The organism is Kitasatospora sp. NPDC004745, from assembly GCF_042873275.1.
GTDB lineage: Bacteria > Actinomycetota > Actinomycetes > Streptomycetales > Streptomycetaceae > Kitasatospora.
In genome coordinates, this window is the sequence record NZ_JBIALK010000001.1 from 135686 (window position 1) to 159810 (window position 24125).

A 24125-nucleotide genomic window follows, 5' to 3' on the forward strand; every position below is an offset into this window, starting at 1 on the left:
GGGCAGCGTGTTCTTCCCGGGGAGGGGGGGTCCGACCCCGCCGGCCGGGCGGCCCCCGCCGAGCCCGGGCTCGGCGGGGGCCGCCCGTCCGTCGGGGTCGGTCAGCCGAGCGGGAGCTCCAGCAACGCGGCCTCGTCCCCGTTCGGGGAGGAGACGGTGGTGGTGGTGTCCGGCGTGCCGGTGAAGGCGTACAGCTTGTCGCGGCTGTCGACGACCAGGGCGAGGCGGTGGCCGTCCGGCAGGTCGTAGGCGGCGGGCTGGAGCCGCCAGTGGACGGCCCGCTGGTGGGCCCGGGGTCACGCGGTGCCGAAGGGGTTGTCGATCAGGTAGCGCCAGAGGCCGTCGGGGCCGCGGCGGGCGACGTCGGTGGCGGTGCCGGCGAGGTGGACGGCGGTGCCGTCGGCGGCGGTGCCCTCGATGGTCCAGTCGACCACGAGCAGGGCGGTGTCACCGGCGACGTAGGTGTGCCGGGTCCGGACGCTGATCGGCAGCCCCAGGGCGAGGAACCCGGCACTGGCGCGGTGGAGTTCGGGGCCGGTGACGGCGGCACCGGGGGCGGGGGCGAAGACCGCCCCGGGCGCGTAGACCCGGGCGAGGACGGCCGGGTCCCCGGTGTTGAAGGCGGCGGCGAAGACGGCCGGGTGTTGTGCCGGGTCGGTGGTGAGGGTGAGGCTGGTGGGGTGAGTCATGCGAGCAGTGAAGTCGGCCCCGCCGTGGGTCACCAAACGGGAAGCGACGGGCGGCCGCGGCGCTGGGACGCCGAACTCGTGCCGGACGAGCGCGGCCGGACGGCGCGGCCCCAGGAGGACTGCCCGGTGGAGGTGGCGCTGGCGGCACTGTCGGGCCGCTGGACGACCCTGGTGCTGCGGGAGCTGATGCACGGGCCGGCGTCCTACGGGGAGTTGCGCGGCCGGCTGCCGGAGATCAGCCCGAAGGTGCTCGCCGAGCGCCTGCGGTCGCTGGGGGAGCGGGAGTTGGTGACCAGGGAGCGGATCGCCGGCTTCCCCGTGCGGACCTCGTACCGGTTGACGGCGGCCGGAGAGGCGCTGCGGCCGCTGCTGGTGGAGCTGTACCGGGCGGGGGCGGTGCTGGCGGGTGGTGCCGGCGGCCGGACTTGACTTCAAGTGCGCTTGAGAGGGGAGAGTGATCGACATGACGAACACATCAACCGACACCGACCTCAAGGCACTTGCCGAGGTCGTCGCCACCGTCGAGCGCACCCAGCGGGCCAAGGACGCCGAGGGTTTCCTCGCGCTCTTCCACCCGGACGCCCTGTGGACCACCGCCCACGGGAAGGTGCTGATCGGTTTCGAGGAGATCGCCGCCTTCACCCGCGAGGTCCTGCCCCGGGCGAGTTGGGACGGCGACGTCTCGTACGAGGTGGCGCACGTGCAGTTCCTGCGGCCGGACGTGGCGGCGGTGAAGGTCCGGCAGGTCTACCGCTCGCCCGAGGGGGACTCGGAGGGCGCCCCGCTGTACGTGATGACGCGGGCCGAGGACGGCCGGTGGCTGCTGCACGCCTGCCAGAACACCGGCGTGCACGCCGGTTAGGCGTCGATCCGCGGCCGGTCCCGCACAGGGGTCGGGACCGCTGCGGGTACGGCGGTCGGAGCGTGTGCCGGGGTCGACGTGGGGGTCGGGGCGGGAGCCGGGTTGCGGCCGGCGACGGTGTGCCCCGTGTCGTGGTCGCCGTGTGTGCTCATGTCTCCTCCGTTGGTGTGAGACGGGTGGGTGGTGACGAGCGGATCGGCGCCCTGTTCGCCGACTACACCCCGGACGAGATCGCCGTCATCGCCGACTGGTTCACCCGGGCCGAGTCCGTCCTGGGGGAGTCGCTGGACGAGATCCGCGCCGCGACGCCGTAGCGGCGGTGGGCGGTAGCGGGCGGTGGGGTGGCGGCGGAGTCCGGGTGGGAGACTGCCCGAATGCTGCTGCCCACCACCGCGGACCTGATCGAGCGCCTCGAGGTCGTACGGATCGACGACCCCTTCGGCTGGTACGCGTGGAAGGACACCGTCCCCGGCGAGACCATCGGCTGGTGGGAGGACGCCCGGGAGGTGCTCGCGGACGTCGCCGCCCTTCCGATGGGCACCCGGATGCGCTGCTTCACCCCCGGTTTCGCGCTGCGGGCGCACACGGGCCGGCACCCGGTCTTCCCCGAGCAGGTGCTGTTCGAGATCGCGTTCTGCTTCGAGTGCCAGGGCGTCCGGCTCTACGGGCCTGCGGTCACGGGGGACCTGGCCTACCAGACCTTCGACCCCGGCAGCGCCCGGGCGCGTGAACTCCTCCGCCGCTTCGGTGAGGCTGGGTGAACCACAAGGGAGTGGGAAGTCGGTGAGGCCGACTTCCCACTCCCTTCTGGTTCAGCGGGTGGTGGGGGTGGCTGTCGCCGTCGGGGTGGGGGCGGGCCGGTGCGGCGCGGTGAGGGGGTGGATCCAGGCGAGCAGCGCGAGGAGGAGCGCGAACGGCAGGATCGTGCAGAGCGTGGCGCCGCCGGGCGGCGTATCGCGGGGCTCAGGCGGCATCGGTGGCATCGGTGACGGTGAGGTCGGATTCGGTGAAGTCGGCCTCGGGAAGGTCGAGTTCGGCGAGGTCGAGTTCGGCCCAGACGGTCTTGGCGTTGGGGTGGCGGGGGATGGTGCCCCAGCGGTCGGCCAGGGCGTCGACGAGGACGAGACCGCGCCCGGACTGGGAGTTCGGGGCGTGGGAGGTCGGCAGGGCCGGGAGCCGGTCGCCCCGCGGGTCGCTGATCTCGATGCGGAGGGTGGTGCCCCGGCGCGCGGTGGTGGTGAGGCAGAGGTGCAGCTCGAAACCGCGCCCCGGAACGCGGCCATGGGTAGTCGCGTTAGCGGCGAGTTCCGCGACGATCAGCAGCGCGGAGTAGTAGGGCTCGGTGTGCGTCGAATTCAGCTCCCAGAAGGTGAGTTGGCGCCGCGCGACGCGTCGGCAGACGGCCGCGCCCTTGGGGGTGGCGGCGAGCGTGGTGGTGTGGCGACGGGGGCTGTCGAGGGGGATTTCGGTCGTCATGGGAGAAAAGCGTGACGGCACGGACGTACGCTGACCATGGTTCTGGCGAGCACAGAGAGTGCTTGTGCAGGTGCGGACAGCTTTTTGTCATGTGACAAAGACGCAGGTGGGGCGGTCGCCATGGGTGCAGCGCGAAACAACGAGTCGGCCGACGAGGTGCGGACGGAACTGCCGGAGGACCTGGGGGAGGTCTCGGACTTCTTCCGAGCGATCGGCAAGCAGATCAAGCTCCTGCGGGAGCGTGCCGGGATGACGCAGAAGGAACTCGCCGAGCAGGTTGGCTACGGGGAGCACCTGATCGGCGCGGTCGAGCGCGGAACGCGCACGCCGCAGCCTGAGCTCCTGGTCGCGACCGACAAACTGCTCGACGCCGGGGGCCTGTTGGCTGTCACCACGGACGACGTGATGAACGCACGGGCCAAGGCTCGGTTGAGGCACCCCGCTTGGTTCCGGGACTACGCGGCCCTGGAGGTCGTGTCCATCGAAACGCACAACTTCGCCACCCTGGACATTCCCGGGCTGCTCCAGACCGAGGAGCACGCGCGTGCGGTCTATGCGATGCGGCAGCCACCGCTATCGGAGGAGGTGATTGAGCTGCGGGTAGCAGCGCGAATGGCGCGGCAGGAGGTGCTGACTCGTTGGCCTCGAGGATTGTTCAGCTGGGTGATTGACGAGAGCGTTCTGCGAAGGCCTTTGGGAGGGTGGGAAGTCCACGCCACGCAGCTTCGCAGACTCCTAGAAGTCGGACGTAGCCGGGGAATGGTCGTTCAGGTGCTGCCCTTGAACCGGGCCGAGCATGCGGGAATGGGAGGGCCGTTCATTCTGATTACGCCCAAGGGTCGACCTCAGCACGGCTACATCGAGGTTCAGACGAGCAGTAGGCTGATCACGGACCTGAATGAGGTTCAGATCATGAATGCGCGGTACAGCATCCTCAGGGCGCAGGCCTACAGCCCGGAGGAGTCCCTGGCCTTGATCGAGAAGATCCTGGGAGAACGATGAGCACTGAGCTGGCATGGCGCAAGAGCAGCTACAGCGGGAACGAAGGCGGAGAGTGCGTCGAGGTCGCTACGACGCCTGTTGCCGTCCACGTGCGTGACTCCAAGGACAAGAGCGGCCCGCAGCTGGTGTTCGAGCCGGCCGCGTGGCAGGCGTTCGTGCAGTTCGCGGCGACCGTCGAGGTCTGAAACGACCCTTTCAACGACCCACCGCTTCCGGGCGGCGGGTCGTTGGCGTACCGTCAGGTTGACCGTGCCGTCCCACCATCCTTGGGGGAGCCATGCGTAGCGACGTCACCTGGTTCAAGAGCAGCTACAGCACCAACGAGGATGCGAACTGCGTCGAGATCGCGTGGCGCAAGAGCAGCTACAGCGGTAACGAGGGTGGTGCGTGCGTCGAGATCGCCGAGACGACCGAGGCCGTCCTCGTCCGCGACTCCAAGGACGCCTCCGGCCCCCACCTCGCCTTCAGCCCCGACGCCTGGGCGTCGTTCCTCGCCTTCGCCGTCGCGCGCTGACCCCGTCCCGCCCCTGATCCAATCGGCGGACAAGCTCCTTCTGTACGGGTGTCGTCGGTCCCGTGTCGGGCGCGTCCTGCTACGACATCCCCATGTCCCACCACCTCAGCGGCCCCCACCTGCGCTCCCCCCGGGGCGACGCGCGGCTCGACCTGACCGACGTGTTCGCGTTCCCGGGCAGCGACGCGTCGGGTCGGACCGTCCTCATCATGAACGTGAACCCGTACGCCCCGACCCGGGCGGCCGAGTTCCACCCCGACGCCGTCTACCGCATCAACATCGACAACGACGGCGACAACCTCGCCGACGTCGCCTACTCCTTCACCTTCTCCGACCCGGCCTCCGGCGCGGGCGGCCAGACCGTGACCGTCCACCGCTCCACGGGCTCCGCCGCGCAGCAGCACGAGCCCGCCGGGGACGTCCTGTTCAACTCCGTCCCGGTGGCCTTCGGGGACGCGCCCGACGTCATCGAGGCGAACGGTCACAAGCTCTCCGTCGGCCTGCGCAGCGACCCCTTCTTCGCCGACCTCGAAGGGATCGCCAACGAGTTCACCTGGACCGGCAAGGACGCGATGGCCGAGGCCAACGTCTTCGGCATCGCCATCGAGGTCCCCGACGAGGAGCTCGGCCCGGACCCGACCATCGGCGTGTGGGCACGGGTGAGCCTGCGTCAGGACGGTCAGCTCGTCTCGGTCGACCGGGGCGCCCACCCCTCCCTCACGGCCTACTTCAACAAGGAGGAGGTCAAGGACGCCTACAACGCCGGCGAGCCCGCCGACGACTGGGAGCTCTACCGGGAGCCGTGGACGGCGGTCCTCCAGCAGATGGGGGACTACACCACCGAGGCCGCCACCGAGACGCTCAAGCTCGTCCTCCCCGACGTCCTGCGCTACGACCGTTCCCGCCCGGCCGGCTACCCCAACGGGCGGACCCTCGTCGACGACGTGACCTCGGCCCGCCTCACCATGGTGTCGGGCGGCAAGGTCACCAGCGACCACATCCCCCCGCACACCGACCTCCTCCCCACCTTCCCCCACCTCGGCCACCCGCACCCGGTCGGGTAGCCGACCCGCCCACGGCGAGGCGGCGGCCGGGGGACGCCCCGCGGCCGCCGTTCCTCCGGACGGTCCGGCGGGCCCCGCGAGTACCGGAAAAACCGGTTCCCGTTGACCGGCGCACGCCACTACGGTGGAGCGATGTCGTCGATCAAGAAGTTCCAAGTCACCTTCGACTGCGCGAATCCCGAGCGCGTCGCCCGCTTCTGGTGCGAGGTGCTGGGGTACGTCGTACCGCCGCCGCCGGCCGGGTTCGACAGCTGGGACGACTTCGACCGCTCGCTGCCGCCCGAGCGCCAGGGGGCGGCGTTCGCCTGCACGGACCCCACGGGCGAGGGGCCGCGGCTGTACTTCCAGCGCGTGCCCGAGGGCAAGGTCGTCAAGAACCGGGTCCACCTCGACGTGCGGGCCGGCACCGGGCTCGTGGGGGAGGAGCGCCTCTCCGTCCTCGAGGCCGAGCGGGACAGGCTCGTCGCCCTCGGTGCGGTCTGCGTGCAGGTGCTGGTCGCCGACGGCGTGAACGAGTCCTGCATCGTGATGCAGGACGTCGAGGGCAACGAGTTCTGCCTCGACTGACCGGCCGCGCACGCCTCCCCGTCCGGGCCCGACGTTCGGCGGCCGTCGGGGCCGGACGGGGAGGAACGTGCGCGAAGCGGTGGCGCCCGGAGCGGAAATCGGGAAGGCTCGGGCGCATGGTCTCGGTACTGCAGAACCTGGTGATCGACTGTGCGGACGCCTACGGGCTGGCCCGGTTCTGGAGCGCGGTGACCGGCCGCCCGCTCCACCCGGACGACAGGCCCGGTGACCCGGAGGTCCAGGTGATGCTGGCCGACGAGCCGGTCCTGTACTTCAACCAGGTGCCCGAGCCGAAGACGGTCAAGAACCGCCTCCACCTGTGCCTGCGCCCGGAGACCTCGCGCGACCAGGAGGTCGAACGCCTGCTGGGCCTCGGAGCCACCTTCGTCGGCGACCACCGCAACCCCGACGGCACCGGCTGGGCCGTCCTCGCCGACCCGGAGGGCAACGAGTTCTGCGTCCTGCGCAGCACCTCCGACCGCGCCGCCACGCCCTGACGGTCGGCCGGGTGGCATGCCAGGGCGTTTGCCGACCCGGATCGTCGAAAGAAGTCTCCGCAGGGTCTGATCGTCCGCCGTTCCGGCCGCGGCGGCCGGCCTTCCCGTCAAGTGGCCGGACGACAAAGCGGTGGTCAAGAATCCTTGACCACCGCTTCGCCCTCCTCGACCTGACCATGTGTCAGGCTGTGCGCCCCCGTGGGTCATCGAGGAGAGATCGTGGACAGACCGAGCCGCCCCCTGATCGAGGACTTCCCCGCCCACCCCGGCGGTGACCCGGCCGCGGCCCTCGCGGACGCCGTCCGCGACCGCCGCACGGCGCTGGGCCTCACCACCGCCGACCTCGCCGCCCGCTCGGGCCTCTCCGAGCCGCAGATCCGCGCCATCGAGGCCGGCCACGCCATCCCCACCCTGCCGCTCCTCACCACCCTCTCCCGGGCCCTGGAGTCCACCCCCGGCGCCTGAGCACAGGAAGTCGGCCCGCCCGACGTTCCACTCCGGGCGGCGGTCGGCCCCGTGGTCGTCGACGAGGGGGAGCGGGCGTCAGGCCTGCCCGGCCAGTTCGAGGGCGAACACCTTCAGCGGGGTGCGTATGTCGCGGAACCCGTCGGCCAGGAAGTCGGCCACGACGTCCGATGCGCGGTCGACGAACAGCAGTCGGGCTCCGAACGGCAGGTCCGCGCGCGTGCCGGACACGAACGACATCCGCAGCTGCCGCGCCTGGTCGTCGTGCCACGCGTAGACGACACCGGGCCTGCCCGTGCCGTCCGACCCGGCGTCCCGCAGCCAGGCCTCCATCGTGCCGGTCAGCACCGCGGACAGCTCGGCCGCGCCCCCGGCACCCACCGCACCGGACCCGCCGCGCGGGGCGCAGAAGTACTCGATGTTCTCGATCGCCTCCTCGACGACGCCGCCGTCGCCGCGCCAGACCCCGACGTCCGCCGCCCGCCGCACGGCCTCCACCAGCTCCGAACCGCTCAACCCTGCTGCCCACCTTCCGGATTCCGCGACCACCGTGACCGTCCGGGCCGCAACGGCGCCGGTGCGCCACCACCTCGTGCAGGCGCCGCCGGTGGTCGGCGGCCCATGGCCTTCCCCTCACCCGTGTACGTACGGGAAGGATCCTCCTCCGATCGGGACCGTGCCCACCAGCGGTTTTCCGCCGGCCCGAGGCGGGCACCCGGCGGGCGGTCCTAGGGCGTGTCTTTCGGATCACGCCAGGCGGTCGCCGCCGGGGCACGCACTCCCCCAGCCTTCGGCCGGGGGTACCCCCACGCCAGCTTCTCGTCAGTCGCCGATGGCCCCCAGCCTGGCGGCCGGGAGGTGCCCCCACCGCATGGACTCCCTCCTCGGCGCCGCCGATGCACGCACCCCAACGACGCCCGCTGATCCGACGTGATCCGAAAGACACGCCCTAGACCCAGCCCTCGTCGAGGTGGATCGTCCAGGCGTCCCCCACCGCCCGCTTCAGGCGGACCAGGGACGCGACGTCCGCGATCACCGCGGGAGCGTCGGCCAGTCGCAACGGGGAGTCCGGGACACCGTGCCGGGTGTAGGTCGGCAACACGCCGTCGGCGTCGAAGGCGTGCAGCGGCGGCAGCGGGGCCCGGCCGAACCACGTGGGGCGGTGCTCCTCCGCCCAGGTGGCCGCGGCGTCGACGCGGTCCACGTGCGCCAGCAGCGCCTCGGGGGCCGGGCCGTCGCCGAACCGCACGAGGAAGCCGTCGGCGTCGACCGCCCACCAGTCCCACGTGATACCGGGCCGGGGGTGCCGCAGGGAATCCGTCATGCCGCCACGCTATCCGGCTGCCACGGCGTCCGGCCGCGGAGGCGTCCGGCTGCCCCGAGGGGTCGGCCGGTGCCGGTGCCGGCGCCGGCGCTCAGCGGCGGAAGGCGGCCGTCGCGATCTCGACGAAGGACCGGACCAGCGGGTCGGCGTCCCCCTCGTTCCACACCGCCACCATGCGGCTCGGCCCCATGTCGGCCAGCGGCACCACCGTCAACTCCGTGGGCAGGTCGTGCCCGAGCGGGGCCAGCCCGACCGTGCCGTTCCACAGCACGGCCTGCAGGCACTCCTGGACGCCGCGCACCACCGGGCCCTCGCGCGGTGCGCCGCCGTGCCAGTACGCCTGCCAGACCGGGTCGGTGCCCGGCGGGAACCGGAACCAGCGGCGGTCGTCCAGCTCGGCCAGCCGCAGCCGGTCGCGGCGGGCCAGCGGATCGTCGGCGCGCAGCACCACGCCCACCGGATCGCTGCGCAGCGCACGCACCGTCAGGGCGGTCTCGTCGAACGGCGCCCGGGTCAGGGCGACGTCGACCAGCCCGGCGCGCAGCCCGCACGTAGGGTCGGTCAGGTCGGTGTCGCGGACGCGGACGTCGACGCCCGGATGGACCCGGCGGAAAGCGGCGGCCAGCCTGGACACCCCCGGGTCGCTGCCGTCACCCAGGATGCCGACGGTGACGGTCGCGGTGCCGGCGGCCGCACCCACACGCACCCGGACGCGGTCGGCGTGGTCGAGCAGGGCCCGCGCCTCGTCGAGCAGCACCGCGCCCACGGCGGTGAGGGTGACGCCGTTCGGCGAGCGGTCGAACAGCAGCGCCCCGACCTCCGCCTCCAACCGCCTGACCGCCCGGCTCAGCGGCGGCTGACTCATGTGCAGTCGGGTGGCCGCCCGGCCGAAGTGGAGTTCCTCGGCGACGGCCACGAAATAGCGCAGGGTTCGCAGCTCCACGCTGCCACGATACCCACCCGGTATCGGCTCCGCGGGACGGGTCTTGGACACCGGCGGACTCCCGGCGGTGCACTGGTGGACATGACCGAAGAAGCAGCGACCGACACCCCGCAGCCCGCCCCCGCCCTCTCGGTGGTGCGCCCCGGCGAGGGCGAGACGATCGTCCTGGGCACCACGCAGATGCGCGTCCTGGAGGACGGCAGCCACACCGGGCACCGCCTCGCGATCGCCGAGTCCGTCCTCGCCCCGCACACCCAGGGGCCGCCGCAGCACCGCCACGCCCGGCACGACGAGGGCTTCTACGTCCTCTCCGGCACCGTGCGGTTCACCGTCGGGGACGAGGAGCACGAGGCCGGCGCGGGCACGCTCGTGGTGGTCCCGCCCGGCACCCCGCACACCTTCGCCAACCCGACCGACCGACCCGCCGTCATGCTCAGCACGTTCACCCCCGACCTGTACGTGCAGTACTTCCGCGACCTCCGGGAGTCGCTCGACGGCGGCCGGCCGCTGACGCCCCAGGCCAACCTCGACGCCATGAGCCGCTACGCGACCGAGCCCGCGACCGAGCCCGCGACCGAACGCGCCTGAACCAGCCGACGGGCCCGCTGACAGGCGGCCCGAGAACGGAAGCCATGACCACCGCCTACTGGGTCCTCGCCGGACCACTCGCCCTCTTCTACCTCTACGCGGGCGCGCTCAAGGCGTTCCGCAGCCCCGACCGGCTCCGCCCGATGATGGCCTGGGTCGACCGCGTCCCCCTGCCCGCCCTCAGGGCCCTGGGGACGGTCGAGGTGCTCGCCGCGGCCGGGCTCGTCCTGCCGCCGCTCACCGGTGTGGCACCCCCGCTGGCCGTGGCCGCGGCCGCGGGCCTGGTGCTCCTCCAGGCCTGTGCGATCGCCGTCCACCTGACCGGCGGGGACCGGCGGATCGCCCTCAACCTGGTGCTCGTCACCACCGCGGCCGTGGCCGTCTGGCCGGCCACCGGCCTCTGACGGCCCTCTGGCAGCCTCTGACGGCCCTCTGACGGCCTTCGACGGCCTCTGATGGCCGGACCGGGAGCCGGGCTGCCGGGCACCCGGGGCACCCGAGCGCCCGGCCGCCCAGACGCTCAGTCGCCGATGAACCGGACGACGTACGCGGGCTCCGCGAGGGCCCGCCGGATCAGGGCGCGGAGTTCGCGGACGAATGCCATCTCCGCCGCGGCGAGCGGGAGCCCGGCCACGCGGTCGAGTTCGGCGAGCGCCAGTTCGCAGAAGTAGTGGTCGAATTCCGTGTCGTCGTACGGATCGACCCGAGCCAATGTCGGCACCGTGTCCCGGCCCGCCGCCGCCAGCACCGCCGCGAGTTCCCCGTCCTCCGGAAGGTGGTCGACGATGTCGGAAACGACGTGCCGCCTCGCCCTCCGCCCGCCCTTCGCCTTCGCCCGGCGCGCCGTGCCGCCGGTCAGCCGGGTGTCCACCAACTGGATCGACAGCCCCATGGTCCTGCGCCTCCTTCGCGAAGCGGCCCGTCGCGGAGTCACGACGGGCCACTCGACCACCGCCCGGGCGGTGCCTTCTCTATTCTCCGACGAGCTGCTCCCACCGCGGTGTCCGGTCGGGCGGCGGGCGGAAGGCCTGCCAGGTCTCCCCGGCGAGGTCGAGCTCCAGCACCCGGTCCCGGAAGATCCACCTCCCGGTGGTCCGGACACGGGCTTCACCCCGGGCGATCGCCAGCACAGCGGCGATCGCCGCTTCGGCGGGCATCTCCTCGAAGACGAATCCTCCGCAGAAGAACCAGTAGTCGGACCAGTCCCCGGCCGGCCGCAGGTCGATGTCCAGCAGGCCGCCGAGGTGAACGGTCACCACCGGACCGTCCTGATCGATCTCGACCGCGATCGGCAGGAAGCCGGGAATCACGCCCCCGGACGATCCGGCGGCCGAAATCCGCTCGGCCAGCTCCTCGAGTTCCATTCCGCCCCCTCGTCGATGTTCCTGATTCCGTCGTCCGCGCGGGGCCGCCATTCGCCCTCCGCGTGACAGCGGGCGCATCGGGGACGCCCCGGCGGACGGCGTCGGGCCGGCGTGAGGGGGACGCCGACCGGCGGCGTCCCCGCACCTCCGCCGGTCAGGCCGCGTACCTGTCGGGCGTGCGAAAGGCGGCACCACCGAAACGGTGGTGCCGCCTTCACCTGTTCAGGAACCGCTACTCGGCGAGCTGGTCGACGAGTTGCCAGGTGAGCCGGGTGCCGGCCGCCTCGAAGCCCTGGCGGAGCTTGTCCAGCGCGGCATGGATCTCCGGCCACGACTGCTCGCCCACGGGGGAGCAGTCCAGGTAGTACGTCGACTTCTCGATGCCGGGCTGCCAGGTGGCATCACCCTCGAGGTCGGACGTCGTGCCGATCTCGATCTCCCAGCCGTCGGCGAACACGATGAACGGGTTGTGGTTGAAGGTGTCCAGGGCGTCAGCCGTGATCTGGGGCACCTGCTCCTCGTCGATCTCGCCGACGATGAGAGCCCGAATGAAGAGCTTCATTTACATCCCTTCGCTTGATCCGTGCGATCTCATCAGCGACCGGCTCGCCGCTTCTTGATTGCGTTCGAGACTCTCGACATGAACCTCGCTTGTTTTGCCGAGCATACCGTGCAGTGCGGGAGCAGGATCGTGGGGAGATTTCCCCCTGCGCGCCGGTTGACGGAAACCGCGGGAATGTGGTCGGGAATGTGGTGACCCTTCGAGGTGAGGTCGGTCTTGCTGCCACACGCATGGCAGCCGTACTTCCGGCCGATCATGTCGATCTTGGCCTTGATCGGGCCGAACGAGCGGGACATTCCCTTGGGCCAGACGACTCCGAAGCGTGCGTACGGCCCCGGCCCTGCCATGCCGGACCGGGACGTCGGGTGGACCCGGACGATCGGGCAGGTGTCGCTGCTGTTGTGGACCAGGACGTCGTCGGACCCGGTGGCCACGAAGTACGTGTGGGCGTTGCCGACGTTCAGGTTGTAGACGAGCTGCTCGTCGAGGTCGCCCTCGTCGTGCACCCAGGTGACCGTGCTGAGCGTGCCGTTCGGCCCCTGCAGCTGGTCGCCGATCCGGACGTCCGCCGCGTTGACCCATCCACGGCCCTCGACGAAGACCGGGTGGTAGGAGGTCGCCCGGATGCCCGGCGAGGCCGGGTCGGTGTCCGTACCGATCTCGACGATGTGCTTCGGGGCGAAGCTCGTGTAGACCGCGAGGACGGGCTGGGCCTTGGTTTCGCCGGTTTCCGGGTCAGCTGCCGCGACGTAGTCGCCGACCTGGATCTCGCTGATCGGCAGATACGTTCCGTCGGCCATCAGGACCGGCGTCTCCGGTTCGAACGAGTTGCAGCCCGTTCGGCGGAAGATCTTCCGTGCGGTGTTGGCGGCCCTCTCCACCCGGGACGCCGCCCGGGTGGACTTCACGGCTGTCGCCGCGGCCTTGACCACGGGGCCGGCGCCGACGGTCGCCGCCACGGCGGTCACCGCCATCTCGGCGGCCTTCGCCCAGTTCCCGGTGGCGGCGTACGACACCGAGGAGACGGCGGCCGCGACGGCACCGATGGGGCCGGGGATGTACGACGCCACCTCCGCCACCTTGGCGACGACCTCCACCGTCTTCTTCAGCCACTTGGGCATGCCCCAGTTGCCGTCGAGGTCGGTGCAGTTGATCGGGTCGCCGGTGCAGTAGTCGTAGGCGCTGGCATTGCCGCCCGGAACCGGGTCGACCTGCAGGAAGCGGCCGAGCGCCGGGCTGTAGAGACGGGCACCCATGAGGATGTCGCCGTCCTGGGCCTCGGCCGAGCGCTGCTTCCCGCCGAGCCAGCCGTAGCGGACGCCCGCCTGGCCGTCCTGCGGGATGCCGAACTCGTCGAAGTCCAGCACCACCGGCTTGGCCAGTGCCGTGTCCGTGGTGATGACCACCGAGCCGAACAGGTTGGTCAGCTGCAGCTGGACGTCACCGGTCCTGCTGGTGGTGGCGACCAGGTCGCCGTCCGGCCCCGAGACGTTGCGGGTCAGGTTGCCCTGAGTGGTGTCCTCGACCGTCCAGCGGACCTCGTCGGAGTCGTCGCCGTAGTGGTTCAGCTTCGACGTGGCGTTGGCCCAGGAGCCGTCCGCCTGCTTCTTGCTGGTGGTGAACGCGGTCAGACGGTGGGCGGCGTCGACGGCCCACTCCTGCTTGGTGTCCCCCTTCTCCTGGGCGGCGACGCGGTCGTTCGCCCAGGAGGTGTTGGTCGCGCCGGTGGCCGTCTTCACCGTCCGCCCGAAGGCGTCGTAGACGAACCCGGCGTCGGTGAGCCGGTCGGCGCTGTCGTAGGTGTGGTTCTCCGCCGTGGCCCCGGCCGTGCTGCACTCGCCGGCCGCCCCGCGCGGGGAGGTCTGCTTGGACAGACGGTTGGAGTGGGCGTCGAAGGCGTACTGGCGGGTGACGCAGCCCGTGGCGACCGTGGTCTGCTCGGCCTTCACCAGCCGGCCGAGCCGGTCGTACTGATAGGAGCGGGTGGCGGTGGAGCTGGTGTCCTTGGCCACCTGGCCCTGGGTGGAGACGTCGCTGGTCTGGGTCCAGACCACGGCGTTGTCGGAGGTGCGGACGTAGCTCCGGCCGGTGGCTTCGCCGACGGCGTTGAAGGTGTCCTTGCGGACGATCCCGCCCGGGTAGGTCTGCTCGACGAGCTGGCCGTCCGGTCCGTACTTGGCGGTGAACTCACCCGCGACGCTGTCGGTCACCGAGGTGACCAGCCCGCGGGGCTCCTTCGCCCGGTCGTAGGCGTAGGCGGTCGACCCGGTCGGGTCGCTCACCTTCACCGGCTTGCCGAACCTGTCGAACTCCGTGGTGGTGGTGCCACCGTCGGCGTCCGTGTAGGAGATCAGTCGGCCGAGCTGGTCCAGGACCCTGGTCAGGGACTTGCCGCCCGCGGTGGTCTTGACGATGTCGCCCGTCGCCGGGTCGTACTCCGTGGTGACCTTCGGGAGCGCGAGTCCCTCGTCGGAGGTGATCTCGGCCGAGGTGATCCGGTCGGCGTTGTCGTAGCCGGTGACGGTCTTCCGCGACTTGCCCGCGTTGTTCTCGGTGATCTCCTCGGGCTCGTTGAAGGCCGAGTAGCGGGTGACCCGCTTCACCGGCAGGGTGGTCGTCATCCGCGAGGCGTCGGCCCCGGTGACGGCGCCGCCCGGCATGGTGACGCAGGGCAGGCCGGCCCACTCGGGTCGGTTGGCGCACGCGGCGTCGTCCGGATTGGCCCCGGCGGTGTAGAACACCGACTTGACCGTCCCGGCGTCGCTGCCGGTCGAGCCGGGCTTGCGCGACTCCAGCGCGTGCCCGAGGGCGTCGTACCGCACCGTCGAGGTGAGCTTGGCCCCCAGGGCGTCGGTGGTCACCGAGGTGGCCGCCCGCAGCGTCCACCCGGAGGTGCCGCCGATGACCGGGTCGAAGCCGTGCTTGGTGACGCGCAGTTCGACATCGTCGGCGTAGCCGTCGATCCGGGCGCCGTCGGTGGAGGTGGTGGCCAGGTGGTAGGCCCGGCCGTCGGGCTTCCCCTCGTCGTAGGTGACGGTGTTGTGGTCGCGCGCCACGACCGAGGTGCCGGCCGCCAGGGTCGGGTTGACCGTCGCCTTGGTGAGGGTGACGGTGTCGAGCCCGGCGTGGAACCGCTCGCCGCCGCTGGCCGCGTTGGTGTCGACGACGGTGACCTTGACCTCGTGGTCGCCGCGCGTCAGCTTCACCGCCGCGCCGGTGGTGTACGGGGCCACCACGGCGTTGGCGCTGTACGTGTCGATCCGCTGGCCGACGTCCTTGCCGTCGATCGCGAACTGGACGACGCCGTGGTCGCTGTTCTTGGTCAGCTGGCCGGAGAGGACGTAGTCGCCCTCCTCGGGAACGGTGACGCGCATCGCGTCGAACGCACCCATGGCCGTACCGCGGACGCCCAGCTGGGCTCCGCCGGACCAGGTGACGCCGCAGCAGTCGTTGTCGGTCTGCACCTTGGTGTTGGTGCCGAGCTGGGGGAGCTTCTCCGCCTCGCCCGTCACCACGGCCGGGTTGGTCTGGCCGTTGACCTGCTCGGCCAGTGAGGCGCGGTAGACCGGGCCGAGCGTGTCGACCACGTCCTGGCCGTCCGCCGAGTAGGCGGTGCGGGAGTCGAGCAGGCGCGCCCGGGACTTGGTGATCTCGGCCTTGCGGGCCTTCTGTTCGTCGTTCAGGTCGGCGGCCGTGAGGTCGGCCGGGATCTGGGGCAGGTTCAGCTCGGCGGCGAGCTTGTCCGTGTCCGGGTGGGTGCCGAGCGCGAGCGAGCGGTTGGTGGCCTCCAGGGCACGGAGGACGTTGCCGTACCGGTCGTACTCCTTGGTGTCGATGTCACCGCCGGGGGTGACGGACGGGGTCGCGGTGTTGACCTCGTTGCCGGAGGCGTTGAGGTAGTGCACGGTGGCCGGCTTGTAGCCGTCCGCACCCGGCTTGGCGGCCGAGGCGGTGTTCGTGCCCGGGTCGTCCTCGGGGCCGAAGACGGCGGTGGCATCGGTGGGCGCGTCGGTCTGTGCCCACGTGGCCACGTCCCCACCGGACAGGTCGTACGGGCCGCCGGCGCCGCGGGTCAGCGGCACGTCGTAGACGACGCTGGTCGCGTTCTCGCCGTTGACCTGGTCCTTGCTGCCCGGCGCGAGGGTGCCGCGGCGGACCTTGAGCAGACGGCCCGGGTCCTGGTCGGCGGCGGCCTTGCCGTAGTCGAAGCTCCACGGCAGCTCGCCGGCGGCGCCGATCCGGGTGACCCGGCCGGCGTCGTCGTAGGCGTACGTGGTCTTCAGCGGGGTGGCCAGTCGCGGGTCCCAGACCTGTGCCAGGCGGCCCTTGTCGTCGTACGCGTAGTGCGCGACCTCGACCGGCTCCTGCCTGGAGGTGGCCGGGTTCCACGACCAGACCTTCACGCCGCGGACCCGGTCCAGGTAGTCACCCGGGTTCGTGGACGTGGCGGTGGTCGCCTTGGCGTAGTCGTACTCCATCACCTCGCAGCCGCGAGGCAGCGGGTCGACCGTGCAGCCGTTGACGTCGTCGACGCCCGGTTCGACGGACGGGATCACGCGCTTGACGAGTGAGCGACCCGCGGAGGTGTCGTACTGGTAGCGGGTGGTCGACGAGGGGTCCGACCCGATCTCGCTGACCAGCTGGTAGATGGTGGAGCCTGCCTGGCGGGCGAAGACGGACTTCGCACCGTCCAGAGCGGTCAGCTCGTACGTGGTGCCAGCGGTCTGGATGTCCCAGACCTGGTTGGGGCCGGCCCAGCAGACCCAGATCGAGGCGCCCTTGTCGGCGTCCAGGCACTGGCCCGAGTGACGGTTCATGACCGTGCCGTCGGTGCGGACCTCCCACTGCTGGTTGTCGCCGCCGTTGCAGCCCCACAGGGTGAGCGGGGTGGCGTTGGCGGTCTGGCCCCAGGGGTTGTCCAGGCAGTAGCCGAGCAGGCGCAGGGTCAGGTCGTCCCCGCGGGTCCACTGCTGGTTCGACGCACCGGTGCAGGCGGCCGGCTGGAGCCGGGCACCGTTCCCGGCGGCGCCGTTCGGGACCTCGAGGCACTGCCCCGTGGTCGACAGGACCACGGCACCGGACTTCGCCGGCACGGCCTTGAGGGACATCGCCTCGGCGCCGGGTTCGGGGAAGAAGCTGCCGTCACTTCCCTTGGCGAAGGTCAGCGAGGACTCGTCGTTCCCCTTGATCTCGACCAGGTCGGACTGCGGGAAGGACAGTGCGCGGAAGTCCGCGTCGGTGCCCGCGTCGGGGCCGCCGGCCCACTGCGGGCCGAACGGGGCGACGATCTCCTTCAGCGACAGGTCGTCGAAGAAGACCTCCTTGCCGCTGCCCGCGGCGTTGCCGTTGTAGAGGCGGAACCAGGCCTCGGTGGCGTCCTTCGGGACCGTCATGTCCAGCGTCAGCTGCTGCCAGCCGTCGGTGAACGAGGCCTTCGGGGACGCGGTCTCGCCGTAGCCGGCCGGGGTGCGGTAGACGCCGACCATGCGCAGGCCGCGGTTGGCCAGCGGGTTGTCCAGGCCGGTCGCGCCGGGGACGTAGATCCAGCCGGTGAGGCGGTAGGTCTTGCCGGGCTGCATGCCCTGGCCGAGCGTGTACTCGGGGCCGAGCGCGGCGAAGGAGTCCCAGCCGGAGCTGGCCGGGACGACCAGCAGGGAGTCGGTCGAGTTGTCGTGACCGCGGGCCGTGGAACGGGCGAGGGTCGCCTGACCGGCGGTGAACCCGGTCAGGTCGGTGCCGACCTGGCGCTGGTTGAGCGTCAGGCGCTCACCCTGGGGCTGCCAGCCGCGGCCGGCGTCACGCGACGAGGCCGCGCGCTTGACCGACATGCCGAACTCGTTGACGTCCGTCACGTCGGTCGAGAAGTCACCGGTCAGCAGGTTGACCGAGCCGGGGCCGATGCCCGCGCCCGCCGCGCCGTCGGCGTTGCGGTCGACGGTGATGGTGTTCCACACGGTGGCGTAGCCGCTGCCGGAGCCGTCCTCGGGGAAGAGGAGGGCGCGGACCTGGACGACGCCGCCGACCTGGCCGAGCGTGTCGAGGACGCTCCAGTTGGCGTGCGGGCCGAGGTCCGCGAGCCGCGGCTTGTCCTCGGAGACCGCGGTGTTGTCAGCCTTGGTCAGGTTGGTGCGGGGGACGGCGTACTCGGTGGCGCCGGGGCCGCGGCGGTACTGGTAGACGACGCGCTTGAACTGGGCCTGCGCGTCCACCGCGAGCTTGACGCGCTTCGCGGACTGGGTGCCGTTGACCGGCGAGCTCATGCCCGCCTGGCCGACCTGGAAGGTGTACGTCGCGGGCGGGGAGAGGTTGCCCGCACGGTCCTTGGACTGCACGCTGAGCACGCGCCGGCCCTCGGTGGTCGGCGTGATCGACGTGGTCAGCGCGCCGGTGGCGGTGACCGTTACCGGCGTGCCGCCGTCCAGGGTGTAGACGTAGGCCGCGGTGTCGTCGGTGCCCGGGGCGGGCGAGAAGGTGAACGAACCGGCCTGGTTGGCGGTGCCGTGCCACAGCCCGTCGGCCGGGTAGTCCGCCGAGCTGACGAACGGGGTGCCGGGCTTGACGGTGTCCGCCACGACGTTGGTGCCGACCCAGCCGGAGCGGGACTTGCCGTCGTCGAGCATGGCCCAGATCGAGTACTGCACGCCCTCGTCCAGCTTGGCGATGCCGTAGTCGGAGGGGCGGACGGTCGCGATGGCGCCGTTCGGGGTGTCCTTGGCGATGCTGCCGATGAACGTGCCGCCGCGCCACAGGTCGAGGTAGATCTTCAGCGGGTCGCCGTCGGGGTCGGCCGCCTGCACCTGGAAGCGCGGGTTGGCGTCCGAGGTGTAGCGCGGGTTGCCCTGCTGGGACGGCTGCACCTCGACGGTCGCGGGCGTGGCCGGGACGGTGTTGTAGGTGACCGAGACGAACGGCGGGGCGCCGCCCTCCGCGGAGCTGAACCGCTTCCAGGACAGGCTGCTGGACTCGTCGGCGGCCTTCAGCATGAAGCCGTAGCTGGAGTCGTGCTGCGCGAAGTACCGCACCATCTCGGTGACGTCGGCCTTCGCCCACGCGGAGCCGTCGGGGGCGGTGCACTGGTGGGTGTCACCGCCGTCGACGTCCCAGGTGTCGTTGGACGTCGCCCACTTGCGGTCGATGCCGGGCTGGTTGCCCCAGCGGGTGCCGGAGTTGGCGCCGTACGCGTTCCACACCTCCCACTGCTTCGCGGTGCAGGAGGACGAGTGGTAGTTGTAGACGTTGAGCGTGGCGCCCAGGATCTGCTTGCCGTTGAACGAGGCGCCCGGGATGGTCAGGAACGACCGGGCCACGACCTTGCCGTCGTAGCTGCCCAGCTTGAGGTCGGTCGACGACGAGGCGTCGATGTTCTCGTTGGTCTGGACGTAGGTGTCGAAGATCGTGCCGACGTCGACCACCGGGTCGACGGTGACCGGGAACTGCGTCCTCGGGCTCGCCAGGAACGCGGCGTCGGGGGTGAACACCAGCTCGGTGTCGGCGCCCTGACCGCGGACCTGCATGGTGACGGGGCCGCGGTTCAGGTGCTCCTGCGAGGCCGGGTCGACCGCGGCGTCCCACATCACGGGGGCCGGGATCCTGACCGCGGCCTTGCCGGTCGCCTTGTCGAGCAGCTGGATCGAACCGTCCTGCTGCGGGGCGACGTCCAGGCCGGTGGTGTCCAGGGGGAGCGTCAGCGTGCCCGCCTGGGACACGGCGGAGCGGTCCTTGACGATCAGGAACTGCTCGAAGCCGGTCCGGGTGGCCTCCAGCACCAGGTCGACGCCGGGGCGGGCGTCGACGTAGGTCGCCTTGTTGCCGTCCAGCTTCGGCTTGGGCAGCTTGCCCAGCCAGCCGAAGCGGACCTGCTGGTCACCCGTGCCGAACTTCACCAGCTCGCGCTCGGCGGGAGCGGGCGCGGGCGCCGGCTGCGGGTCGGCCGCCGGTGCGGCCGCGCGGGCGGCGCCGCGCGAGGCGCGGGTCGCCTCAGCCGATGCCGATGCCGACGCGGAGGCGGACGGTGACGGCGACGCGGACGGCGTGGCCGAGGGCGTCCCGCTCGGGGCGGCGGTCGCGCCGGGCGTGCCGGTGGTGGCGGTGGCCGTGGGCGCAGCGGTGGTCGGCGCGGCCGAGGTCGGGGCTGCGCCGGGCGTCGCGCTCGGGGCCGCCGAGGGCGCTCCCGTCGGTGCGTTCGGTGCGTTCGGTGCGCCCGGGGTCGCCGCGGCGCCCGGCAGGCTGTCGCCCACCGTCACGCCGGCGTCGCCGCCCTCGAAGACGACTCCGCCGGGGTGCGCCTTCGGTGCGACCTTGCCGTCGGGCGTCTGCACCAGGGTGGTGTCGACAGGCACCCAGGCGTCGCCGACCTTCATCCGGATCGGCCCGGTGGAGCGGTCGGAGGTCAGCGTGCCGTCCGGGTTCGCCCACACCGTGGAGAACTCGGTCCGGGCGCCGGTGACCTCGATGCGGCGCTTCTGCAGCCGGGCCGCGAGCAGGGCCGACGCCTCGTCGGGTGCCTCGGTGCCCGGGACGGCGGGCGGGGCGGGGGGAGTGGGGGCGGCGGAGGCGGGGGCGGCTGTCACCGCGTCCACCACCACACCGGCCTGCACCAGCAGGCCGAGCGTCAGGAGCGCCGATATCGGGCGCATTCGACGCGTGGAGAAGGCCCCGGCCGCGAATGCGGACGAGGCCTGAGAACGTCGTGCCATCAAGTCTCTCTCAAGAGAATTTCGGTCTTTGGAATGGCCTGGTTAAAGCCGAGGTCAATCTTTCACGCTCAGCGGACACTCAGTTACCAATCAGGATGACGATTCCGTAACGGATCACTCACGCTCTGGAATCGATTCCGGGCGGCAGGAATCGACTGTCCGTCAGAAATGCCCGGCCGCATGAAGAAAGGCGAAAGAAGAACGGCGAATGGGAAAGTCCCGCTCAGCCCCGGCCGTGCCGCCGGCTCAGCCCGCGGGTCGGGACGGTGTCCAGGACGAGGGTGCGGGCCTGGTCGGCCGTCATGGGGCGGGCGAAGAGGTAGCCCTGGCCGAAGGGGCAGCCCATGGCGGCGAGGAGGTCGCGCTGGTCGGGGTGCTCGATGCCCTCGGCGATGACCTTGACGCCGAGGGTGTCGGCGATGCGGGCGATGCCCTCGACGAGGGCGTACTGCTGCTGGGAGAGTCCGAGTCCGTCGATGAAGGACTTGTCGATCTTGAGAATGGAGATCGGGAACTCGCGCAGGTAGGAGAGTGACGAGTATCCGGTGCCGAAGTCGTCGATGGCGATGCCGACGCCGAGTTGTCCGAGGGTGGCCATGTCGGCGTGGACGCGGTCGTCGCGGCGCATCAGGACGGATTCGGTGAGTTCGAGGACGAGGGTGTGCGGGTCGATTCCGGAGGTCCGCAGGACGTCGCGGACGACGTCGACGAAACCGGCGTCGCGGAACTGGCGGGCCGACACGTTGACGTTGACCCGCAGCGGGGGCCGGCCGCTGCTGGCCCGGGCGGCGGAGCTGGCGGCGTGCCAGGCGGCGGCCTCCAGGGCGGCGCGTTCCAGGACCCAGGCGCCGAGCGGGACGATCTGGCCGCTCTCCTCGGCGAGGGAGATGAACTCGTCGGGCAGCACCATGCCGCGCCGGTCGTGCGGCCAGCGGACCAGGGCCTCGAAGGCGACCAGGTCGCCGGTGGCGAGGTCGACGATCGGCTGGTAGTACAGCTGGAAGGCCGCCTCGGCGATCGCCGTGTCCAGGTTCTCGTTCAGCTCGTGCCGCTCGACCAGCCCGGCCTGCAGGGCCGCCTGGTAGTGGCACCACTGGCGGCGACCGGCCGCCTTCGCCGAGTAGAGCGCCAGGTCGGCGTGGGTGAGCAGCTCGGCGGCGTCCACGCTGTCCTCGGTGGTCGCCACCCCGATGCTCGCCGTCACCCGGACGGCGCCCGCGCTGAGCTTGAACGGTTCGCCGAACACCGCCAGCACGCCGTCCGCGATCGCGTCGACGTCGCCCGGGCGCAGCGCGTCCTCCACCAGTACGGCGAACTCGTCGCCGCCGAGCCGCGCCGCGGTGTCCGAGGTGCGCAGCGCGGTGGAGATCCGCAGCGAGACGGCGACCAGCAGCTCGTCGCCGACCGCGTGCCCCTGGGTGTCGTTGACCACCTTGAAGTCGTCCAGGTCGATGAAGAGGACGCCGGTGACGGCGCCGCTGCGCTCACCGCGGGAGAGCGCGTGGCCGACCCGGTCCTGGAACAGCACCCGGTTGGCGAGGCCGGTCAGCGAGTCGTGGAAGGCCCGGTGGGTGAGCTCGCGCTCCATCTGGCGCTGCTGGGTCACGTCGCGCAGGGTGAGCACCAGTCCGAGGACGGTCGGGTCGGCGCGCAGGTCGTTGAAGCGGACCTCGACCTCGATCGGGGTGCCGTCCTGCCGCAGCAGCCGCCAGTGTTCACGCGGCTGCTCGCGCGACTCGCGGCCCGCGACGCCGCCGGACGGCGGGTCGGCTGGCCCCCGCATCCGGGCCAGCGCCTTGCCGACGGACCGGCTGTCCTCGGGCGGGACGAGGTCGGTGAACAGCCTGCCGTGCAGTCCGGGGTAGCCGAGCACCCGCTCGGCGGAGGAGGAGGCGTAGCGCACGCCGTCGTCCGCGTCGAGGATCAGGATGACGTCGCTGGCGCTCTGCACCAGGGTGCGGAAGTAGAGCTCGCTGTTGCGGCGGTTGACCTCCTGGCTGAGCATGACGCGCTCCACGGCCAGGGCGGCCTGGGCGGCCAGGATCTCCAGCGAGCTCCAGAGGCTGGTCAGCTCCTGGTCGGTGCCGGTGACGATCAGGGCGCCGATCAGAGGGTCGCCGGAGGGGCGCTCGGCGAGGGTGAGCGGGCAGAGCAGGGCCGAGGGCATCCCGTCGAGACGGGTGGCCAGGTCGGTGCCGATGTCCTCGACGGGCAGTAAGCGGGTCTCCCGGTAGGCGGCGAGCGCCAGCACCTCGTCGGAGTCGGAGGTGGGGCCGAGGTGGTGCTGCGCCGGGCCGCGTTCGGCGTGCCGGACGTGCAGCACCCCGGCCTCGGTCACGGCGAGCAGCGCGACGTGCCCGGCCTCGGCGGGCATCAGGGTGGACGCGGAGGCCTGGACGGCGTCCGCGACCTCCTCCACGGTGACGGCCGCGGTGAGCCGGGCACCCGCCTCGCGCAGCGCCCGTTCGCGTGAGATGGCCTCCCTGCGGGCGACCACGACGACCGCCAGCCTGGCCAGCACGAGCAGGTAGATCAGCGCGGAGAAGGCGCCGATCACGCCCGCGTTGCTGGTGTTGCCGGCCAGCGACTCGATGATCAGGATCGCGGGGGCGACCAGCGAGGCCAGGGTGAGCAGCAGCAGCCGCCCCGGGCTGAGGTCGGGTTGCTGGGTGGGCACCGGTTTGGTGAGCTCGACCATCGAGGGGTGCAGGGCCGCCGCGCCCCAGGCGGTGTAGAAGGCGGCCCAGCCGAGCTCGACGGGGGTGCCGATGTGCCAGGTGCCGTGCAGCTGGATCAGCCCGTAGAGCACGTCGGAGGCCAGGATGCCGAGGGTGCCCACGGTGAGCAGCTGCAGCGAGCGGCTCTTGCCGCCGCGGGGGGTGAGCAGGCGCAGCAGCAGGGCCAGGACGACCACGTCGCCGAGCGGGTAGGCGATCGAGACGGCCTTCTGGATCCAGGTGAGGTCCTGGTTCCGGGCGTACGGGAGGATCAGGTAGATCCAGGAGAGCAGCGCCAGGCCCATGGTGAGGATCAGTGCGTCGAGCAGCCCGGCGCGGTCCTGATGGGCCGTCCGCCACCGGATGAAGCCGAGCACGCCGAACGCGTACAGCACGAACTCGGCCAGGTAGAAGACGTCCGCCACGGACGGGAAGGGGTTGTCCAGGTGCAGGATGTTCAGCTGGATCGCCTGCACCACCTCGCCCGCCGTGAAGCTCAGGTTGGCGAGTGCGAGCAGGTACCAGGGCATCGCGTGCGCGGGGCGGTTGAGGCGGACGCCGACGACCATGGCGGCGACGCCGCCGAGGCCGATGCCCGTCCACCAGATGATCCGCTGCGAGGGGTTGGCGTAGTAGATGCCGGTGAACAGCACCATCCACACCAGGTAGACGGCCATCAGGCGTTGGCGCCGACGAGTCAACGGGGCTACCTCCTCCGCGACATCACCCGGCCGTTCCGGCGGGCTAGTTCGGGCGAGGGCGGGGTGTTCGGCGGTCGGGTCGGCTCGCCCCGGT

Annotated in this window: 25 protein-coding genes; 13 read left to right on the top strand and 12 right to left on the bottom strand. The window is 71.6% G+C overall.

The window, feature by feature from the left end:
• Positions 1-101 precede the first annotated feature (101 nt).
• On the bottom strand, positions 102-242 hold the full coding sequence (locus tag ACFYUY_RS00420; RefSeq protein WP_387897478.1) for a hypothetical protein: 141 nt from the start codon (positions 240-242) through the stop codon (positions 102-104).
• 54 nt (positions 243-296) lie between these two features.
• Positions 297-689: a DUF4440 domain-containing protein gene (locus ACFYUY_RS00425; protein ID WP_360204941.1), complete on the bottom strand. Its 393-nt coding sequence runs from the start codon at positions 687-689 to the stop codon at positions 297-299.
• Positions 690-713: 24 nt separating this feature from the next.
• Between ACFYUY_RS00425 and ACFYUY_RS00430 the strand changes: the two genes are divergently transcribed.
• From ACFYUY_RS00430 to ACFYUY_RS00445, 4 genes are all read left to right on the top strand, one after another.
• Positions 714-1118 carry a helix-turn-helix domain-containing protein gene (locus tag ACFYUY_RS00430; RefSeq protein WP_360204943.1) on the top strand — a complete coding sequence of 135 codons (405 nt, stop codon included), beginning with the start codon at positions 714-716 and terminating at the stop codon, positions 1116-1118.
• Positions 1119-1152: 34 nt separating this feature from the next.
• The gene (locus tag ACFYUY_RS00435) at positions 1153-1551 is read left to right on the top strand and encodes an SgcJ/EcaC family oxidoreductase (RefSeq protein WP_360204946.1); all 399 of its coding nucleotides are present in this window, start codon (positions 1153-1155) and stop codon (positions 1549-1551) included.
• A gap of 176 nt (positions 1552-1727) precedes the next feature.
• Positions 1728-1865: a hypothetical protein gene (locus tag ACFYUY_RS00440; protein WP_360204949.1), complete on the top strand. Its 138-nt coding sequence runs from the start codon at positions 1728-1730 to the stop codon at positions 1863-1865.
• Positions 1866-1925: 60 nt separating this feature from the next.
• Positions 1926-2312: a hypothetical protein gene (locus ACFYUY_RS00445; protein WP_360204951.1), complete on the top strand. Its 387-nt coding sequence runs from the start codon at positions 1926-1928 to the stop codon at positions 2310-2312.
• 51 nt (positions 2313-2363) lie between these two features.
• Here ACFYUY_RS00445 and ACFYUY_RS00450 read toward each other — a convergent pair whose 3' ends face one another.
• Together ACFYUY_RS00450 and ACFYUY_RS00455 are read right to left on the bottom strand one after the other, a co-directional pair.
• Entirely contained in the window at positions 2364-2525 is a 162-nt protein-coding gene (locus tag ACFYUY_RS00450) for a hypothetical protein (RefSeq protein ID WP_360204954.1), read from the bottom strand.
• Positions 2515-3027 carry an ATP-binding protein gene (locus ACFYUY_RS00455; protein WP_360204956.1) on the bottom strand — a complete coding sequence of 171 codons (513 nt, stop codon included), beginning with the start codon at positions 3025-3027 and terminating at the stop codon, positions 2515-2517. Before ACFYUY_RS00455 ends, ACFYUY_RS00450 begins: the two co-directional genes overlap by 11 nt.
• Before the next feature lie 120 nt (positions 3028-3147).
• Between ACFYUY_RS00455 and ACFYUY_RS00460 the strand changes: the two genes are divergently transcribed.
• From ACFYUY_RS00460 to ACFYUY_RS00490, 7 genes are all read left to right on the top strand, one after another.
• A complete protein-coding gene (locus ACFYUY_RS00460) occupies positions 3148-4029 on the top strand; it encodes a Scr1 family TA system antitoxin-like transcriptional regulator (protein ID WP_387896749.1) in 882 nt (293 codons plus the stop codon).
• The gene (locus ACFYUY_RS00465) at positions 4026-4214 is read left to right on the top strand and encodes a DUF397 domain-containing protein (protein ID WP_387896751.1); all 189 of its coding nucleotides are present in this window, start codon (positions 4026-4028) and stop codon (positions 4212-4214) included. The genes ACFYUY_RS00460 and ACFYUY_RS00465 overlap by 4 nt, the downstream gene beginning before the upstream one ends.
• 92 nt (positions 4215-4306) lie before the next feature.
• Positions 4307-4543: a DUF397 domain-containing protein gene (locus ACFYUY_RS00470; protein ID WP_387896753.1), complete on the top strand. Its 237-nt coding sequence runs from the start codon at positions 4307-4309 to the stop codon at positions 4541-4543.
• A 92-nt stretch (positions 4544-4635) separates the two neighbouring features.
• Positions 4636-5607, top strand: a complete 972-nt coding sequence (locus ACFYUY_RS00475; RefSeq protein WP_387896755.1) for a DUF4331 family protein — start codon at positions 4636-4638, stop codon at positions 5605-5607.
• 132 nt (positions 5608-5739) lie between these two features.
• Positions 5740-6174: a VOC family protein gene (locus ACFYUY_RS00480; protein WP_360204971.1), complete on the top strand. Its 435-nt coding sequence runs from the start codon at positions 5740-5742 to the stop codon at positions 6172-6174.
• 116 nt (positions 6175-6290) lie between these two features.
• Positions 6291-6671, top strand: a complete 381-nt coding sequence (locus tag ACFYUY_RS00485) for a VOC family protein (protein WP_360204974.1) — start codon at positions 6291-6293, stop codon at positions 6669-6671.
• A 219-nt stretch (positions 6672-6890) separates the two neighbouring features.
• Entirely contained in the window at positions 6891-7136 is a 246-nt protein-coding gene (locus tag ACFYUY_RS00490; RefSeq protein ID WP_387896756.1) for a multiprotein-bridging factor 1 family protein, read from the top strand.
• A 78-nt stretch (positions 7137-7214) separates the two neighbouring features.
• On the opposite strand, the gene ACFYUY_RS00495 is transcribed toward ACFYUY_RS00490, so the two are convergent.
• The 3 genes from ACFYUY_RS00495 to ACFYUY_RS00505 form a co-directional block, all read right to left on the bottom strand.
• Positions 7215-7652, bottom strand: a complete 438-nt coding sequence (locus ACFYUY_RS00495) for a hypothetical protein (protein ID WP_387896758.1) — start codon at positions 7650-7652, stop codon at positions 7215-7217.
• A gap of 433 nt (positions 7653-8085) precedes the next feature.
• Positions 8086-8460 (bottom strand): hypothetical protein, encoded by a 375-nt coding sequence (locus ACFYUY_RS00500; RefSeq protein ID WP_360204982.1) that lies wholly within the window; start codon positions 8458-8460, stop codon positions 8086-8088.
• A 91-nt stretch (positions 8461-8551) separates the two neighbouring features.
• Complete coding sequence (locus ACFYUY_RS00505; protein WP_360204985.1) at positions 8552-9403, bottom strand: LysR substrate-binding domain-containing protein; 852 nt, start codon at positions 9401-9403, stop codon at positions 8552-8554.
• Positions 9404-9484: 81 nt separating this feature from the next.
• Between ACFYUY_RS00505 and ACFYUY_RS00510 the strand changes: the two genes are divergently transcribed.
• A complete protein-coding gene (locus ACFYUY_RS00510) occupies positions 9485-9991 on the top strand; it encodes a cupin domain-containing protein (RefSeq protein WP_387896760.1) in 507 nt (168 codons plus the stop codon).
• A 44-nt stretch (positions 9992-10035) separates the two neighbouring features.
• On the top strand, positions 10036-10395 hold the full coding sequence (locus ACFYUY_RS00515; RefSeq protein ID WP_360204991.1) for a DoxX family protein: 360 nt from the start codon (positions 10036-10038) through the stop codon (positions 10393-10395).
• Positions 10396-10511: 116 nt separating this feature from the next.
• Here the strand turns inward: ACFYUY_RS00515 and ACFYUY_RS00520 are convergent, their stop codons facing one another.
• From ACFYUY_RS00520 to ACFYUY_RS00540, 5 genes are all read right to left on the bottom strand, one after another.
• Positions 10512-10883 (bottom strand): hypothetical protein, encoded by a 372-nt coding sequence (locus tag ACFYUY_RS00520; protein WP_387896762.1) that lies wholly within the window; start codon positions 10881-10883, stop codon positions 10512-10514.
• A gap of 79 nt (positions 10884-10962) precedes the next feature.
• The gene (locus ACFYUY_RS00525) at positions 10963-11355 is read right to left on the bottom strand and encodes a hypothetical protein (protein ID WP_360204997.1); all 393 of its coding nucleotides are present in this window, start codon (positions 11353-11355) and stop codon (positions 10963-10965) included.
• A gap of 232 nt (positions 11356-11587) precedes the next feature.
• Entirely contained in the window at positions 11588-11917 is a 330-nt protein-coding gene (locus ACFYUY_RS00530; protein ID WP_360204999.1) for a hypothetical protein, read from the bottom strand.
• 32 nt (positions 11918-11949) lie between these two features.
• Complete coding sequence (locus tag ACFYUY_RS00535; RefSeq protein ID WP_387896764.1) at positions 11950-20553, bottom strand: ricin-type beta-trefoil lectin domain protein; 8604 nt, start codon at positions 20551-20553, stop codon at positions 11950-11952.
• Between the two features lie 283 nt (positions 20554-20836).
• Entirely contained in the window at positions 20837-24031 is a 3195-nt protein-coding gene (locus tag ACFYUY_RS00540) for an EAL domain-containing protein (RefSeq protein ID WP_360205005.1), read from the bottom strand.
• Positions 24032-24125: the final 94 nt, after the last annotated feature.